11 protein-coding genes are annotated in these 15,476 nt (G+C 73.7%); 8 read left to right on the forward strand and 3 right to left on the reverse strand.

The genetic code is table 11. The features are described from left to right. Nucleotides 1-23: 23 nt before the first annotated feature. Both JK363_RS24230 and JK363_RS24235 read right to left on the reverse strand, forming a co-directional pair. On the reverse strand, nt 24-1,970 hold the full coding sequence (locus JK363_RS24230; RefSeq protein WP_201877240.1) for a GMC family oxidoreductase: 1,947 nt from the start codon (nt 1,968-1,970) through the stop codon (nt 24-26). After that, nucleotides 1,967-3,433, reverse strand: a complete 1,467-nt coding sequence (locus tag JK363_RS24235) for a tocopherol cyclase family protein (protein WP_236076064.1) — start codon at nt 3,431-3,433, stop codon at nt 1,967-1,969. The genes JK363_RS24230 and JK363_RS24235 overlap by 4 nt, the downstream gene beginning before the upstream one ends. 158 nt (nt 3,434-3,591) lie before the next feature. Here JK363_RS24235 and JK363_RS24240 point away from each other — a divergent pair, with 158 nt between their 5' ends. After that, nucleotides 3,592-4,800, forward strand: coding sequence for an RNA-guided endonuclease InsQ/TnpB family protein (locus JK363_RS24240; RefSeq protein ID WP_201877242.1), 1,209 nt, complete (start codon nt 3,592-3,594; stop codon nt 4,798-4,800). Nucleotides 4,801-4,813: 13 nt separating this feature from the next. Here the strand turns inward: JK363_RS24240 and JK363_RS24245 are convergent, their stop codons facing one another. Further along, on the reverse strand, nt 4,814-5,506 hold the full coding sequence (locus JK363_RS24245) for a FadR/GntR family transcriptional regulator (protein WP_215911241.1): 693 nt from the start codon (nt 5,504-5,506) through the stop codon (nt 4,814-4,816). Between the two features lie 161 nt (nt 5,507-5,667). Here JK363_RS24245 and JK363_RS24250 point away from each other — a divergent pair, with 161 nt between their 5' ends. The 7 genes from JK363_RS24250 (at nt 5,668) to JK363_RS24280 (ending at nt 15,472) form a co-directional block, all read left to right on the forward strand. After that, nucleotides 5,668-6,183, forward strand: coding sequence for a 2Fe-2S iron-sulfur cluster-binding protein (locus JK363_RS24250; protein WP_201877245.1), 516 nt, complete (start codon nt 5,668-5,670; stop codon nt 6,181-6,183). Beyond that, nucleotides 6,180-7,169 (forward strand): FAD binding domain-containing protein, encoded by a 990-nt coding sequence (locus JK363_RS24255; protein ID WP_201877246.1) that lies wholly within the window; start codon nt 6,180-6,182, stop codon nt 7,167-7,169. The genes JK363_RS24250 and JK363_RS24255 overlap by 4 nt, the downstream gene beginning before the upstream one ends. Further along, on the forward strand, nt 7,166-9,295 hold the full coding sequence (locus JK363_RS24260; protein WP_201877247.1) for a xanthine dehydrogenase family protein molybdopterin-binding subunit: 2,130 nt from the start codon (nt 7,166-7,168) through the stop codon (nt 9,293-9,295). The genes JK363_RS24255 and JK363_RS24260 overlap by 4 nt, the downstream gene beginning before the upstream one ends. An 88-nt stretch (nt 9,296-9,383) precedes the next feature. Further along, the gene (locus JK363_RS24265) at nt 9,384-9,968 is read left to right on the forward strand and encodes a nucleotide exchange factor GrpE (protein ID WP_307821850.1); all 585 of its coding nucleotides are present in this window, start codon (nt 9,384-9,386) and stop codon (nt 9,966-9,968) included. A gap of 36 nt (nt 9,969-10,004) precedes the next feature. Beyond that, entirely contained in the window at nt 10,005-11,582 is a 1,578-nt protein-coding gene (locus JK363_RS24270) for an Hsp70 family protein (RefSeq protein WP_201877248.1), read from the forward strand. Between the two features lie 34 nt (nt 11,583-11,616). Next, entirely contained in the window at nt 11,617-14,304 is a 2,688-nt protein-coding gene (locus tag JK363_RS24275; RefSeq protein ID WP_201877249.1) for a hypothetical protein, read from the forward strand. A gap of 25 nt (nt 14,305-14,329) precedes the next feature. Next, nucleotides 14,330-15,472, forward strand: coding sequence for a TRAFAC clade GTPase domain-containing protein (locus tag JK363_RS24280; protein WP_215911242.1), 1,143 nt, complete (start codon nt 14,330-14,332; stop codon nt 15,470-15,472). Nucleotides 15,473-15,476 lie beyond the last annotated feature (4 nt).

Here is a 15,476-nt window from a genome sequence, read left to right on the forward strand (position 1 = left end):
GAACAACCGGCCGGACACATCGGTCATTCGACACCGCCGGAGACCGCCACCGCCGTTTCCACGCCCTCCAGATGGGCTTCGCACACCGCGAGGGCGGCGGCCATGATGGACAGCTGCGGATTGACCTCGGGACAGCTGGGCAGCACCGAGCCATCGGCGACCAGCACCCCCCGCACCCCGCGCAGCCGTCCCGCGGGGTCGGCGGGTGTCGCTTGCGGATCGGCGCCCGCCGCGGCCGTACCGGTGGGGTGGAACGCCGACAGATGCAGCTGACGCGCACTCACCTTGGCCATTGCGGCGTCGAGTTCGGTGAGGCTGTGCACCCTGGGCGTGGCCGGGATACCGGTGAGCACCTCCTCCGCGCCCGCCGCGAGGAGGAGTTCGCCCATGGCACGTACCGCCCGCACCAGTCGGTCCGCGTCGCGGCGGTCCAGACCGTAGCGGAGCAGGGTGCGGTTCCGGCCCAGCACCCGGCCGGACGGCCGGTCCGCGATCATGGCGCCGAAGGTGGCGAGCCGGTCGGAGGTCTCCAGTTCGCGGCGGAGCTCGCCACCGAGGCCCGGGAGGACGAAGGAGCCCATGCCCGGCGGGGTGGCGGTGGCCTCGATCAGGATGCCGTCGGAGTGGTGTTCCTCCACCCCGACGCTCTGGAGCACCCCTTCCCACGCGGTGACGGGCTGGTCGAACCGCCCGGCCACACTGGTCGCCGGATGCACACTGAGGTTGCGGCCGAGCATCGGATGGCCGCCGAGTCCGGAGCGGCGCAGCAGCGGGGGTGTCTCCAGGGCGCCCGCGGCGACGACCACGAGCGGGGCGAGGATCTCGAACGTATCGCCGTCCTCCCGCCGCACCTGGACCCCGGCGGCGCGCGGTCCGCCGGGGCGGTCGCGTTCGACGAGGATCCGCCGCACCCGGGCGCCGGTGACGATCCGGGCTCCGTGGGCGCAGGCGTCGGGCAGCACGGACAGCTGCACACTCTGCTTGGCGCCGGTCGGACAGCCCACGACGCACTGGCAGGAGCCCTTGCAGCCGGGGGCGTTGCGGCGCAGTGGCGACGCCTGCCAGCCCAGCCGTTCGGCGCCGATGAGGGCGAGCAGCCCGTTGTTGCCGAGTACCTCCACCGGCTGGGTGGCCACCCGGACGGTCTTCTCGGCCTCGTCCAGCGCCGTGTCGAAGCGGTCGGCGAGCTCGAAGCCGAAGGTGCGGCGCCACCGGTCGAGCACATGGTCCGGAGTGCGGTAGCAGGTGCCGGAGTTGACGACGGTGGTGCCGCCGACGGCCCGTCCGACCGGCAGCAGCAGGGGCGGGTTGCCGACGGCCACGGTGGCGCCGCCGTCCCGGTACAGCTCGGTGAACCGGTCCAGCGGGGTGCGTTTCCCGAAGGAGTCGGTGGAGTGGTGGTGGCCCTCCTCCAGGACCACCACGCGCAGTCCGAAGCGGGCGAGGGTGCGGGCGGCCATGGCGCCGCCGGCGCCCGAGCCGATCACCACGGCGTCGGTGGTGGTACGGGCGGGCCAGGCGTCGGCGGGGGTGCAGTCGAGCGGGGGGTCCTGGCGCGGGAGGGCCGTGCCCGGCCGGTGGCCGCCGTGGTCGAGCATGCGCTCGGTTCCGGCGGCGAGCAGGACCGGGACCTTGAGCACGTCGAGCAGCGGGAGCAGCGCGGACCGGGCGCCGAGCGAGTCGAGCAGCCGCTCCCGTTCGGCCGGGCCGAGGGCGGTGAGCCGACGGCCCGTGGTGGCGAGGGCGTAGGCGTCGAGCGCGGCGGCGGCGGTGCGCACTCCGGCGCGGGCGGGCAGCGGCATCGCGGCGAGCACGGTCTCCAGCCGCCGGGGCACCCTGCCTGGCCACGGGGTGGCGCCGTCGTCCGCAAGCAGGGCGGCGACGAGGCCGTCGAGGCTGCCGCGGGTGTGCGGGGCGCGCAGGCGGGTGGCGGCGCCGCAGAAGGCGCTGCGGGGGGTGTCGGGGCTCATCGGCCGCCCACCTCCGCGTGCGCGGTGCCGTCCAGGGTCCAGACGGCTTCGGTGCGCCACTTGCCCCACCACCGTTCGAGCAGGATGTGGGCGTCGGCGCGCTCGCTGTTGCGGCAGACCGCCGGGGAGCCGTCGGGGTCGGCGTAGTCCAGGGCCAGGGTCCGTTCCGCGGGCTGGGTGACCTCGACGCGGATCCGGCGCAGCCCGGCGCGTCCGGTCACCGTCCAGCTGGGCAGGCCGACATCGGCGCGGAACCGCCCGAGCCCGGCCCAGCCCACCGCGGTGCGCTCGGCCCGCCGGGGCCAGGTGCGGCCGCGGTGGCGCAGCCGCAGGAAGACCAGCGGTGGCAGCCGCCGCAGTCCGGGGCGGGTGGAGACGGCGGCGACGATCTCCAGAACGCCGTCGTCGCCCAGGTCGGCGTGGAGCCATGCCCAGCGGTGGGCGTTGCCGTGTCCGTAGATCCGGGCCGAGGCGCCCGGCGCGCCGTCGAGGGTGAGGGTGGTGTCCTGGTAGGCGAAGGTCCCGGTGTAGCGGGCGCGGGCGGCCGGGAGGACCTGGGCGGCGGGCAGCAGGGGGCGCCGCCAGGACCAGCGGGGGAAGGTGTACAGCGGTGCGTCGGTGGGCTGTTCGGCCAGCCGCCAGCTGAACTCCCCTGCATTTCCGCTGAGTTGACCGGGAACGGCCTGGACGCCGTCACCGCGGAATCCCTCGGCGGGGCGGGTCCACGGGGTGGGGCCGAAGCGGGTGTGGCGCACCGGGCCGTCCTGGGGGAAGGCGGCGGCCCAGCCGTGGGCGAAGGGCGGGGATCCGTCGGCGGGGGCGACGAGTTCATGGTGCAGCCACAGCCCGGTGCCGGTGGCCGGGTCGGTGGCGGTGGTGTACCAGACCTCGGTACGGCCGGGGGTGCCGTTCCAGCGGGGGGCCACCAGCGGGGTGCCGTCTTCGCGGCGCGGGAAGCGGAAGCCGGCCAGGAACGGCAGGAGTTGGGTGGCCAGGGGAAACCGTACGGTGCCGGTGCCCACGGCCGTGCCGTCCTCGTACAGGGTGTACGGCAGCACGGTCATGGAGGCGAGCGGGCGGCGCGGACTGATGGACTTCCAGCCGTCGAGGGTGAACCGGTGGCCGTCGGCGGTGAAGCCGATGCGGTAGCGGATCCGGCGCCTGGCGAGCGGGGAGATCTCCAGTGTGCCGACGGCCTCGGGGTCGTCGACCCATCCGGCGATACGTATGCGCCCGGTCAGCCGGGCCGGTGTGGTGCCGAGGGGGTGCGGCACCCGGTCGGCCGCGGCGTGCAGATCGAGGCGGACCGGACGGTCGCGGTCCTCGCCGTCGAGGCGGATCCGGCCGAGCATGGTTTCGCGGAAGGTGGTGCCCCGGCCGGACGGGCGGGAGTGTTCCGGTGTGCGGGCGGCTTCGGCTCCGGGCGGGCCGGTGCGCTCCGGGGTGGTCGTACGCGTGCTCATCGGGATTCCTCCGCGGATACCCCGGCCTTCAGGCCGGGGAGGGAACGGACTCCTGCGGAGCGGGGCAGGGAAAGCCGAGTCGCCGTCAGGGCGATTCGGCGTGTGCCGACCAGCGGCCGACACCCCTCAATCACACAGGAATTGATAGAATGTGAGGCATGACGCCGCAGGTGAAGCGGGCGTTCAAGTACCGCTTCTGTCCCACGGACGAGCAGGCGGCGGAGCTGTCGCGTACGTTCGGCTGCGTCCGTCTCGTCTACAACCGGGCGCTGGAGGAGCGCACCCGTGCCTGGTACGGCGAGCAGCGCCGCGTCTCCTACGTCCAGTCCTCCGCCGCGCTGACGGAGTGGAAGAAGACCGAGGAACTCGCCTTCCTGAACGAGGTGTCCTCCGTTCCGCTCCAGCAGGCGTTGCGCCACCTTCAGACGGCGTTCGGGAACTTCTTCGCCAAGCGGGCCAAGTACCCCCGGTACAAGAGCCGGAAGAAGTCCCGCGCGAGCGCGGAGTACACCCGCTCCGCCTTCACGTGGCGTGACGGGCGACTGACGTTGGCGAAGATGACGGCGCCGCTGGACATTCGCTGGTCGCGCCCACTCCCGGAGGGGGCGGAGCCGACCACGGTGACCGTCTCCCGTGACGCTGCCGGGCGCTGGTTCGTATCCCTGTTGTGCGAGGACACCATCGCCCCTGCCCCGGCCACGGACGCGGCGGTCGGTATCGACGCCGGGATCACGTCGCTGGTGACCCTGTCCACCGGGGAGAAGATCACCAACCCCAGGTACGAGCGCCGCGACCGGACCCGACTCGCCAAGGCCCAGCGCGAGCTGTCCCGCAAGGCCAAGGGCTCGAACAACCGGGAGAAGGCCCGCCGGAAGGTTGCCAGGGTCCACGCTCGGATCGCCGACCGCCGCCGGGACCTCCTGCACAAACTCACCACTCGGCTCGTCCGTGAGAACCAAACGGTCGTGATCGAGGACCTCACCGTCCGCAACCTGCTGAAGAACCACACCCTGGCGCGTGCGATCTCGGATGCGTCGTGGACGGAACTGCGCTCCATGCTGGAGTACAAGTGCGCCTGGTACGGGCGCGAACTCGTGGTGATCGACCGCTGGTTCCCCAACTCGAAGCTGTGCGGGGCCTGCGGCACGGTCCGCGAGCAGCTGCCGCTGAACGTCCGCGAGTGGACGTGCGACTGCGGCACCGTGCATGACCGTGACATGAACGCGGCACGCAACATCCTGGCCGCCGGGCTGGCGGCGTCTGCCTGTGGAGACGGTGTAAGACCTCAACGGGAGTCCTCCCGGACGGGGCGGTCGTCGGTGAAGCAGGAACCCCAGCGGGTGACCGCTGGAATCCCCCGCCTTTAGGCGGGGGAGGAAGTCAAGCGAGGCCCTCCAGCATGATGCGTTCGGTGGCGGTCAGATACGCCTCGGCGGCCCGGTGGGCGGCGCGCTGGTTGCCCCGGACCACGGCCTCGACCACCGGTGCCAGCCGGGCGCGGGCGGCGGGCGGGTCGGTGAAGGGCCCGGCCAGGGCAGTGCGTACGGGCAGATAGGCGTTGAAGAGGGTGTTGGTGAGCAGGGCGTAGACGCGGTTGCCGGTGGCGCGGGCGAGCGCCCGGTGCACCTCGACGTCGGCGAGCTGCACCGCGTCGGTGTCCTCCGCCTCGCCCACCGCGGCCAGCAGGGTGCGCAGTTCGGCCTTCTGCCCGTCGGTGGCGCGGGCGGCGGCCCGTTCGGCGATCAACGCGCCCACGGAGCGCCGCACTTCGAAGATCTCGCCGATCCAGTCGGGGCTGTGCCGCACCAGCATGGGCAGCAGATCGGCGCCACCGAGCCGGGCATAGTCGCGCACCCGGGTGCCCACGCCGTGCCGGGTCTCCAGCAGTCCGGCCTGGATCAGACGGCCGAAGGCGTGCTTGAGGGTGGTGCGGGTGACCCCGTAGCCCTCGGCCAGTTCGCGCTCCGGCGGGAGCAGGGTGCCCGCCGGGTGGCGGCCGGTGAAGATGTCCTCCCGCAGACGGTTCTCGAGGACGTCGACGATGGTTTCGCGGGGCAGTGCCTCCACGTTCATCCTCCCCCAGTGGCTCAGTGGATGAGCCACATGGAATCACCGGGCACAGATGGCGTCAAGACGCGGGGCGACCACCACCGGACGGGCGATCAGTGCACATATGTCCGATACTGGGCAGAGCTGCGTGACATCCCGGCTGGACGACGACCAAGGACTGGACCATGGACGTGGAGATCACGCTGCGGGTGGACGGCACCGAGCACCGGCTCATCGTCGACACCCGTACCACGCTGCTGGACGCCCTGCGCGAACGACTGGGGAACACCAGCCCCAAGAAGGGCTGCGACCACGGACAGTGTGGCGCCTGCACCCTGCTGATCGACGGCCGGCGGGCGTTGAGCTGTCTCGCGCTCGCCGTGGCCCACCAGGGCGCGGACCTCGTCACCGCGGCAGGGCTGGCCGATGGCGACGGCGGCGGTCTGCATCCGCTCCAGCGGTCGTTCATCGCCCATGACGCCTTCCAGTGCGGCTACTGCACCCCCGGCCAGATCGTCTCGGCCGCCGGGATGCTGGCCGAGGCGGAGGCGGGCTGGCCGAGCGCGGTCAGCAAGGACCCCGGCGCCACCGATGTGGTGCTGGACGACGAGGAGATCGCCGAGCGCATGAGCGGCAACCTGTGCCGCTGCGCCGCGTACGCCAACATCGTCCCGGCCATCGCGGAGGTGGCACACCGATGAAACCCTTCCGCTACGAACGCGCCGACGACGTGTCCTCCGCGGTCACCGCCGTGGCCGAGGAGCCGGATGCGGCCTTCCTGGCCGGGGGCACCAATCTGGTGGACCTCATGCGCCTGGAAGTTGCCACCCCCGAGGTGCTCATCGACGTACGGCGGCTGACCTCCGACCGGATCGAGGAACTGCCCGACGGGGCCCTGCGCATCGGGGCCGCCGTCCCCAACAGCGATCTGGCCGCCGACCACCGCGTCCGGCGGCGCTATCCGATGCTCTCCCAGGCCATCCTGTCGGGCGCCTCGGGGCAGCTGCGCAACCTCGCCACCACCGGCGGCAATCTGCTCCAGCGCACCCGCTGCGCGTACTTCCAGAACGTCACCACGCCGTGCAACAAACGTCAGCCGGGATCGGGCTGTTCGGCGCTGGAGGGCTATCAGCGCGATCTGGCGATCCTGGGCTCCTCCCCCGCCTGTGTGGCCACCCATCCCTCGGACATGGCGGTGGCGCTGGCCGCGCTGGACGCGGTGGTCACCGTGCGCGGGCCGGGCGCGGAGCGGCGGATCCCGGTGACCGAGCTGCACCGGCTGCCGGGAGACGCCCCCGAGCGGGACACCGTGCTGGAGCGCGGTGAGCTGATCACCGGGGTCGAACTGCCCCCGCCGCCCCATCTGACCGCCTCCCGCTACCGCAAGGTGCGCGACCGGGCGTCGTTCGCCTTCGCACTGGTCTCGGTGGCCGCAGCGCTGGACGTGGCCGACGGCACCGTACGGGACGTGCGGATCGCGCTCGGCGGAGTGGCGCACAAGCCGTGGCGGGCCACCGCCGCCGAGACGGCGCTGCGCGGCGCGCCCGCCACCCGGGAGAGCTTCCGGGGCGCGGCGGCGGCCGAACTGGCCCCGGCGCGCCCGCTGCCGGGCAACGCGTTCAAGGTGCCGCTCGCCCGCAACACCATCGTCAGTGTGCTGCTCGAACTGGTTCAGGAGAGACGATGAGCGACGTCCGCGCCCGGCCCCACGCCATCGGCAGCCCGCTGGACCGGATCGACGGCGCGCAGAAGGTCACCGGCACCGCCACCTACGCCTTCGAATGGCCCGTCGAGCACGCCGTGTATCTCCACCCCCTCCAGTCCACGATCGCCGCCGGGCGGATCACCGCGGTGGACACGGAGGCGGCCGAGGCCGAACCCGGGGTGCTGGCCGTGCTCACCCATCTCAACGCGCCCTCGCTGACCCGGCCCGACGACCCCGAGCTCGCGGTGCTCCAGACCGACGAGGTGGCCTGGCGCGGCCAGTTCACCGGTGCCGTGGTGGCGGAGACCCTGGAGGCCGCGCGCGCCGCCGCGGGTCTGGTCCGGTTCGCCTACGCGCCGCGGGAGCACGATGTGGTGCTCCGCGCGGACCGCGACGATCTCCAGAAGCCGGTGCACGCCGCCGTGTTCGGCATGGAGGCGGGCGAACTCCAGGACGGCTCGCCCGCCGACAGCATGCTGGGGGACGTGGCCAGGGCGCTGGATTCGGCCCAGGTCCGGCTGGACGCCACCTACGCCACGCCGATGTACCACAACAACCCGATGGAGCCGCACACCGCCGTGGTCAGCTGGGACGACGGCGCGCTGACGGTGTACTGCTCCACCCAGGGCTCGTCGTTCAGCCGGACCCTGATCGCCGGGGTGCTGGGGCTGCCACCGGAACGGGTCCGGGTGATCTCCCCGCATGTCGGGGGCGGTTTCGGCTCGAAGGTCTTCCCTCACTCGTACGCCGTGCTGGCCGCGATGGCCGCCCGCACCGTACGCCGTCCGGTGAAGTTCGCGCTGACCCGCCAGCAGATGTTCGCGCTCGTCGGCTATCGCCCGGCCTCGATCCAGCGGATCCGGCTCGGCGCCGACGGCGACGGCCACCTCACCGCCGTCTCCCATGAGGTGGCCGAACAGACCGCCAAGGCCAAGGGGTACGCGGACCAGGTGGCGGTGTGCACCCGGATGATGTACGCCGCCCCGAACCGGCGCACCACCCACCGGCTGGCGCCCCTGGACATCCCGGTGCCCACCATCATGCGGGCGCCGGGCGAGGGGCAGGGGATGTTCGCGCTGGAGTCGGCCATGGACGAGATGGCCCTCGCCTGCGGAATGGACCCGGTGGAGTTCCGGATCCGCAACGAGCCGGAGGTCCACCCGGAGTCCGGGCTGCCGTTCTCCAGCCGCCATCTGGTGGCCTGTCTGCGCGAGGGCGCCCGCCGGGCCGGATGGGAGCGGCGCGATCCCACCCCCCGCGCGCGCCGGGACGGGCGCTGGCTGCTGGGCAGCGGGGTGGCGGCCTCGACGTATCCCTCGCCCCGGCTGCCCGGGAGCAGCGCCAGCATCGGGGTCACCCCCGACGGCCACCACCGGGTGCTGATCGCCGCCGCGGACCTGGGCACCGGCGCCTGGACCGCGCTCACCCAGATCGCGGCGGACGCGCTGGAGGTCCCGGTCGAGCAGGTGGAGGTGCGCATCGGGGACACCGCGCTGCCGCCCGCGTCGGTCGCCGGGTTCTCCTCCGGTATCAGCAGCTGGGGCAGTGCGATCTGCGCGGCGGCGATGCGGCTGCGCGAGGTTCTGGAGTCCGACCACGGCGGCACGGTCCCGGCACAGGGCCTGGAGGTCACCGCGGACATGCCCGCCAACCCTGACGAGGACCGCTACGCCATGCACAGCTTCGGCGCGCAGTTCGCCGAGGTGCGGGTGGACCAGGACACCGGTGAGGTGCGGGTGGCCCGGCTGCTGGGGATGTTCGACGTGGGCCGGGTCATCAACCCCAAGACCGTCCGCTCCCAGCTGATCGGCGGGATGACGCAGGGGATGTCGATGGCGCTGTACGAACACAGCGTGCTCGACCCGAGGTTCGGACATGTGGTCAACCACGACTTCGCGCAGTACCACATCGCCGCCAACGCCGATGTGCATGCGGTGGAGGCGCACTGGGTGCACGAACGGGATCCGCACACCAACGCGATGGGCGCCAAGGGCGCGGGCGAGGTGGGCATCGTCGGCACGGCCGCGGCCATCGCCAACGCGGTGTACCACGCGACCGGCATCCGGGTCCGCGAACTGCCCATCACCCTCGACAAGCTGCTGTTCTGACCAACTCCGCGCGGCACGGCAGCAGTTCTGCCCTCGGCTACGGCGATTGCGCTAGGGTCTGATAGCCGCACAGACCCAGGGGGCGCGCGTGCCGGAGACGGAAGAGAGTACGACGACCGACGGTCCGGCACCGGAAGCCGGGGACGATCCGGCAGCGGAGGCCGGGCAGGACGGCGGGCTGGAGCGCGCCGTTGCGGAGTTCACCACCGCGCTGGCGCGTCAGCAGGATCTCGCCGACCGGCGCGAGGAGATCATCACCCGGCTGCACACCGAGCTCCAGGAGCTGCGCCGCGGTGAGCTGGACGCCGCCCTCGATCTCGTACGCCACGGTCTGATCCGGCTGCACGACCGCATCCTGCGGCAGGCCGAGCAGATCGACGCCCCGCTGGGCACCGCCGAACTGCGGGCGCTGCTGCGGGCGCTGGCCGACGAGGCGGCCGACACCCTCGTGGGCACCGGCACCGAGGCGTACGCCCCGGAGGAGGGCGAGCCGTTCGACAGCGCGCGCCACCGGCCGGTGGGGCGCGCCGAGGCCGCCTCCGAGGAGGCGGACCGCACCGTGGCGCGGGTGGTGGCGGCCGGATTCGTCCAGGGCGAGCGGGTGGTGCGCAAGGCCGAGGTCGTGGTGGCGCGCTGGGAGCGGCCCGGCGGTACACCGCCGTCCGCGGGGTAGTGATCGGGGCAGGGAAGGACAGCGGAGGGGGCACAGATGGCCGTCTACGGCATCGACCTGGGAACCACCTATTCCTGTATCGCCTGTGTGGACGATGTGGGCAGACCCACCGTGCTGCGGAATCTGGAGGGTTCGGACACCACGCCCTCGGTCGTGTACTTCGAGAGCGGGGACGGCACCGTGGTGGGCCAGTCGGCCAAGGACGCCGCCGTAGTGGACCCGGACGCCGTGGTGCAGCTGATCAAGCGGGACATGGGCGAGGCGGTGTCCCGGGAGTTCCACGGCCGGTCGTTCACCCCGGAGGAGATCTCCGCCCGCATCCTGCGCAAACTCGCAGACGACGCACAGGTCAGCGGTGGCCATGAGGTGCGGGACGTGGTGATCACGGTGCCCGCGTACTTCGGGATCGCCGAGCGCGACGCCACCCGCAAGGCGGGCGAGATCGCCGGGCTGCGGGTGCTGGACGTGGTGGCCGAGCCCATCGCGGCCGCCCTCGACTACGGCGCGCTGGGCGCGGGCGCGGACGGCGGCGACCGCGCGATCCTGGTGTACGACCTGGGCGGCGGCACCTTCGACACCACGGTGCTGACACTGCGCGGCACCGAGCTGAAGGTGGTGTGCACCGACGGCGCCAAGGAGCTCGGCGGATCCGACTGGGACGACCGGCTGGTGCTCCACTTGGTGGACGCCTTCCGGACCAGGTTCCCCGACGCGGGCGATCCGCTGGCCGATCCGCAGACCGAGACCCAGTTGCGCAAGGACGCCGAGGAGGCCAAGAAGGCGCTCTCGTTCCGGGGAAGCTATACGGTCCGGGTGATGCACCAGGGGCTGGTGGAACCGGTCGAGCTGACCCAGGAGCTGATCGAGGAGCTGACCCGGGATCTGCTGGACCGCACCGTCGACCTCACCCGGCGCACCGTGGAGCTGGCCCGGGAGCGCGGTGTGGCGCGCTTCGACGACGTCCTGCTGGTGGGCGGGGCCACCAAGATGCCCGCCGTGGCCCGGCGGCTGCGCGAGGAGTTCGGCTTCGACGCCAGACTGCACAACCCGGATCTCGCGGTGGCCCGCGGCGCCTCGCTGTACGCCCTGGACCGCGCGCTGTACGTGATCAACAGCGGGGAGGTGTCCGCCGAGGAGGCGCCCCAGGTGCCGGACACCGGCCGGATCACCCACCAGCCGTACACGATCTCCACCGTCGCCTCGCGCGGCTACGGCATCCAGGTGTGGGACCTGGACCTGGAGCGGGAGTACGTGACCCATCTGGTGCACGCGAACGACACGTTGCCGGTCGCGGTGGTGCAGGACTTCTACACCATCCGCGCCGGGCAGCGAAAGGTGCACATCAAGGTGATGGAGCAGGCCGGGTCGGTCGAGTCGGACGAGCTGGGTCACAACACGGTGGTCGCCGACGGCGAGTTGGACATCCCGCCGGACAAGCCCGAGCGCTGGCCCATCCAGTGCGAGTTCAGCCTGGACACCTCGGGGCTGCTCACGGTGGCGGCCACCGAGCGGGAGACCGGTGAGCGGCTCACCCTCACGGTGCGGATCGGCCAGATGACCGAGGAGGCGGTCGCGGAGGCCAGGATTTCGCTCACCAAGGAGCGGATCGCCTGAACCGGCCGCCGACGGACCGCCGCGGGGGTGAGACATGGCATTCGACGAGGCGCGCTACCGCCGTGAGGTGCTGGACCACGGGCTGCCGCTGAAGGACGATCTGCGCTGGCGCTACCAGCTGGACGAGCCGCTGACCGCCGCCGCGGTCGCCGAGGCGGTGAAGGAGGTCCGGGCGTGCTGGCGGCGCGGCCGGTCCCGGCTGAAGTACCGGCCGGTGATCGAGGCACTGGAGGCCGGACACCCGGTCCACCAGCGGGTGTTCGACGCCGCCGCGGCGGGCGATCTGGAACCGCTGCGGACCGCGCTGGCCGAGCAGGACCGCCGCGAGGGCGACGGACGACGCCGGCTGCGGGACGCCCTGGAAGAGGCCGCGGACGGACTGGGCCTGATCGCGCCCGCCACCGTCGAGGAGGTGGCCGCGGCCCACGGGGTGACCGGGGCCCGGGTGCACGAGGCGCTGCGGGAGGTACGGATCGAGGTCAGGGAGCCGGACGCGCTGCCCGCCGCCGCCCCGCTCCCCGCGTATCTGCGCTGCGCCCGGCAGTTGGGGCTGCTGCGGCTGCGCCATCTCGCCGACTTCCTGGCCGCGGACGGGCCCGGCGGGCGGGTGTCCGCCCCGCTGGAGCCCTTCACCCAGCCCCCGCCCGGTGAACGGGCGCTGGACGAGGCGGCGGTCCGCTGGGCGCGGCTGCCGCACAGCGCGGCCCAGACCGCCGCCCATGGGGTGGTCGCCGCGCTGCGGCAGGTGCTGCGCGAGCGCGGTCCGGAGGGCCTTGGCGCGGTGCTGGCGTACGAACTGGCCGCCTCGGTACGGGAGCACCGGGCGGCCCGCGCCGGGGCCGCCACCCTGCTCGCCCACGCCGTCGGGGAGCTGTCGGTCGCCGAGGCCGACGCCCGGCGGCTGGTCTTCGCCGTGCTCCACGAACGCTCGGGGGACCCGGTCACCGGGCGGCTGCGCCGACTGGCCGCCGACGGGCAACTCGCCCAGGCCGCCGCCGTCCTGGACCGGTTCCCGGACGGGGCGCTGCCCGAGGAGGCGGGGGCGCTGGCCGCGCATGTCCGGGAGCGGCTGGCCGAGGCGCTGCGGCTGCGCGACCGGGCCGCCGGGCTGCGCGCCGGTGATCCGGACCGCGGCTGGGAGCTGCTGGACGAGGCCGAGCTGATCGCCGCGGATCTGCCCGGCGCGGACGCGCTGCGCCGTACGCTGCCCGCCCGTCCGGTGCCGCGGTGCGTGGCGGTCTCCGACGACGCGGGGGTGCTGGTGGAGTGGGAACCCACCCCGTCGACCGCCGGGGAGCCGGAGTACATGGTGGTACGGCGGGTGGGCCGCCCGCCGCGCTCCGCGCTCGACGGCACCGTACTGCGGCCGGACTCCCCCGGCGCCACCTCGCTGCGCGACACCTTCGCCCCCGACGGCACGGCGCTGTTCGTGGGCCGTCCGCTCTACTACGGCGTGGCGGTGCGGCGCGGCGCGGAGCCCGGCACCCCGCCGTCCGCGCTCGCCGTCTGCGGACCGGTCTACCACCGGCCCGAAGTGGCGGGCGTGACGCTGCGGGTGGGCGACGCCACGGTCACCGGTGCCTGGCGGTGTCCGGCCGGGGCGGAGTCGGTGGAAGTGACCCGCGACGGGGGCGGCGGGCGCGGGGTCCGGGTGACCGCCCGCCGGGACGGCTTCACCGACAGCGGACTCACCAACGGCGCCGTACACCGCTATCGCATCGCCGTGGTCTACCGCGGCCCGGACGGCTCCCGGACCGTCACCGAGGGCGTCCGGCTCTCGGCCACCCCGGTCTCTCCGCCACAGCCGGTGACCGCGCTGCGGGTGGAGCCGGTGGCGGACGATCCGGCGGCGCTGGTGGCCCGGTTCCCCGCGCCGCGCGGCGGGGACGCGGCGCTGTATCTGCTGGACGGCGCGGTGCCCTGGCCCGCCGGGACCCGGCTGCCGATGTCCGGGCTGCGGCCCGCCGCACGGCCGTTGACCGCCTCGCCGGTCCCCGGCGGCTTACGGTTCCGGGTCCCGGCGCGCAGCGCCACGGTGCTCGCGGTCACCGTGGCCGGGGACGAGGCGGTGACCGGCCCGCACCGGCGGGTCGACGTGCTGCCCGGTATCGGCCGGATCGAGGCGCGGCGGCTCGGTGGCGAGGTGTCCGTGGCGTTCGACTGGCCCGCGCACGGGGTGGACGCGGCCGAGGTGTCCTGGACGGTGGACGGTTCCCCGGCGGGCCGCAGGACCGTCACCCGCGCCGCGTATCTGCACGAGGCGGGGGCGCGGATCCCGGTGGCGGACGGTGCGGCGGTGGAGATCGAGGTGCGGGCGGTGGCGTCCGGTGCGGGGCCGCGCGTGGGCGGCGCCCCCTCGCTCACCTCGCTGCCCGCGCGGGTCGAGGTCGGCTATCGGCTGACCCGGTCGGGGCTGCCCGGACGGCGCACCCTGCGCGCGGTGTTCACCGCCCGCGCCACGGTCCGCGCCGAACGGCTGCTGCTGGTGCGGGCGTACGGCGAGAGCTGGCCGCTGGCGCCGGGGGACGGCGAGACGCTCGGCGAGCTGACGGAGGTCGAACTGCCCGCCGGGCGGCCGGTGGAGCTGGCCGTGCCCGCGCCCGGCGGGAAGGGGCCCGGCGGGCGGGGCTACTGGCTGCGCTGCTTCGCCGTCGGCGACGGAGTGCTGCTGCGCGATCCGCCGACGAGCGAACTCCGCGTGGGACGAGGGAGACAACGGTGAAGCGGCTGAAGCGGGTGAGCGACCGATGAGGTTCAGGGGCAGCGGGACCGGGGGACGCCGCTGGGTGTGTCCGCACTGCTTCCGGCGCCTGGGCCGCGACGGCTTCGGCTTCGTCTGCGCGACGGGCGGCCGGGAGTGCGCCGACGACAAGCGGCTGGCCGCGGCGAATCCGCTGGACCGCCGCGCGACCTGCGGCACCTGCGGACATCTCACCACCCGACGCCGGTGCCACGCCTGCGGCGACCGGCTGCCGGAGGGCTATCTGGAGTCGCCCGGACGGATCGTGGCCCTCGCCGGGCCGGTCAGCTCCGGCAAGAGCACGTATATCGCGGTGCTGGTGCACGAGTTGCTGCACCGCCTCGGCGATGAGCTGCGCACCTCGCTGGTGCCGTGCGACGACCGCACCACCGACGACTACCGGGAGCGCTACGAGCGCCATCTGTACGACGCCCACCGGACCGTGCCCAAGACCCAGGAGCGGGACGGCGGCCGCCCCCTGGTGTACCGGCTCGGCCGCACTCGCCGCGGCGCGTTCGGCACCAGCCGGGACACCTCGCTCACCCTGGTCTTCCTGGACACCGCGGGGGAACACTTCGGCTCCCGCGACCGGATGGAGACCCAGCTGCGCTATCTCGCCGAGGCGGACGCGGTGGTGGTGCTGGTCGACCCACAGGACCTGGCCGGGTCCGGGACGCCCGGCTCGGCCACGGGCGGCGCGGTCCGCACCGCCGAGCAGACCGCCGGACCGTCGGCGGACGTGCTCACCCGGGTGCTGCGCCACCTCGGCGAGGTGCACGGCCCCGGTGGCGGGCGGAAGGTGCCGATCCCGGTCGCGGTGGCGCTGACCAAGCTGGATCTGCTCTGGTCCGAGCTGCCCGACAACTCCCCGCTGCACCGCACCCGTACCCCCGGCCCGGTCTTCGACGCGGACGACCGCGCCGCCGTGCACACCGAGCTGCGGGCGCTGCTGGCCGGGTGGCGGGAGAGCCAGCTCGACCTGCGTCTTGACCAGTCCTGCGCCGACTACCAGCTGTTCGCCATGTCGATGCTCGGCTCCGCACCGCGCGGGGCCGATCTGGGACTCGGCGGGGTGCGGCCGCACCGGGTGGAGGATCCGCTGATGTGGCTGCTGCACCGGTTCGCCATGCTCGACCGGGGAAAGGTGTGAGACG

Source organism: Streptomyces coffeae, assembly GCF_016741875.1.
Lineage (GTDB): Bacteria > Actinomycetota > Actinomycetes > Streptomycetales > Streptomycetaceae > Streptomyces > Streptomyces coffeae.

Excerpts from the sequence above, each read along its gene's own strand:
- JK363_RS24235 (WP_236076064.1), bottom strand. The coding sequence starts at position 3,433 with ATGAGCACGCGTACGACCACCCCGGAGCGCACCGGCCCGCCCGGAGCC.
- JK363_RS24250 (WP_201877245.1), top strand. The coding sequence starts at position 5,668 with ATGGACGTGGAGATCACGCTGCGGGTGGACGGCACCGAGCACCGGCTC.
- JK363_RS24280 (WP_215911242.1), top strand. The coding sequence starts at position 14,330 with ATGAGGTTCAGGGGCAGCGGGACCGGGGGACGCCGCTGGGTGTGTCCG.
- JK363_RS24245 (WP_215911241.1), bottom strand. The coding sequence starts at position 5,506 with ATGAACGTGGAGGCACTGCCCCGCGAAACCATCGTCGACGTCCTCGAG.
- JK363_RS24255 (WP_201877246.1), top strand. The coding sequence starts at position 6,180 with ATGAAACCCTTCCGCTACGAACGCGCCGACGACGTGTCCTCCGCGGTC.
- JK363_RS24240 (WP_201877242.1), top strand. The coding sequence starts at position 3,592 with ATGACGCCGCAGGTGAAGCGGGCGTTCAAGTACCGCTTCTGTCCCACG.
- JK363_RS24270 (WP_201877248.1), top strand. The coding sequence starts at position 10,005 with ATGGCCGTCTACGGCATCGACCTGGGAACCACCTATTCCTGTATCGCC.
- JK363_RS24260 (WP_201877247.1), top strand. The coding sequence starts at position 7,166 with ATGAGCGACGTCCGCGCCCGGCCCCACGCCATCGGCAGCCCGCTGGAC.
- JK363_RS24230 (WP_201877240.1), bottom strand. The coding sequence starts at position 1,970 with ATGAGCCCCGACACCCCCCGCAGCGCCTTCTGCGGCGCCGCCACCCGC.
- JK363_RS24275 (WP_201877249.1), top strand. The coding sequence starts at position 11,617 with ATGGCATTCGACGAGGCGCGCTACCGCCGTGAGGTGCTGGACCACGGG.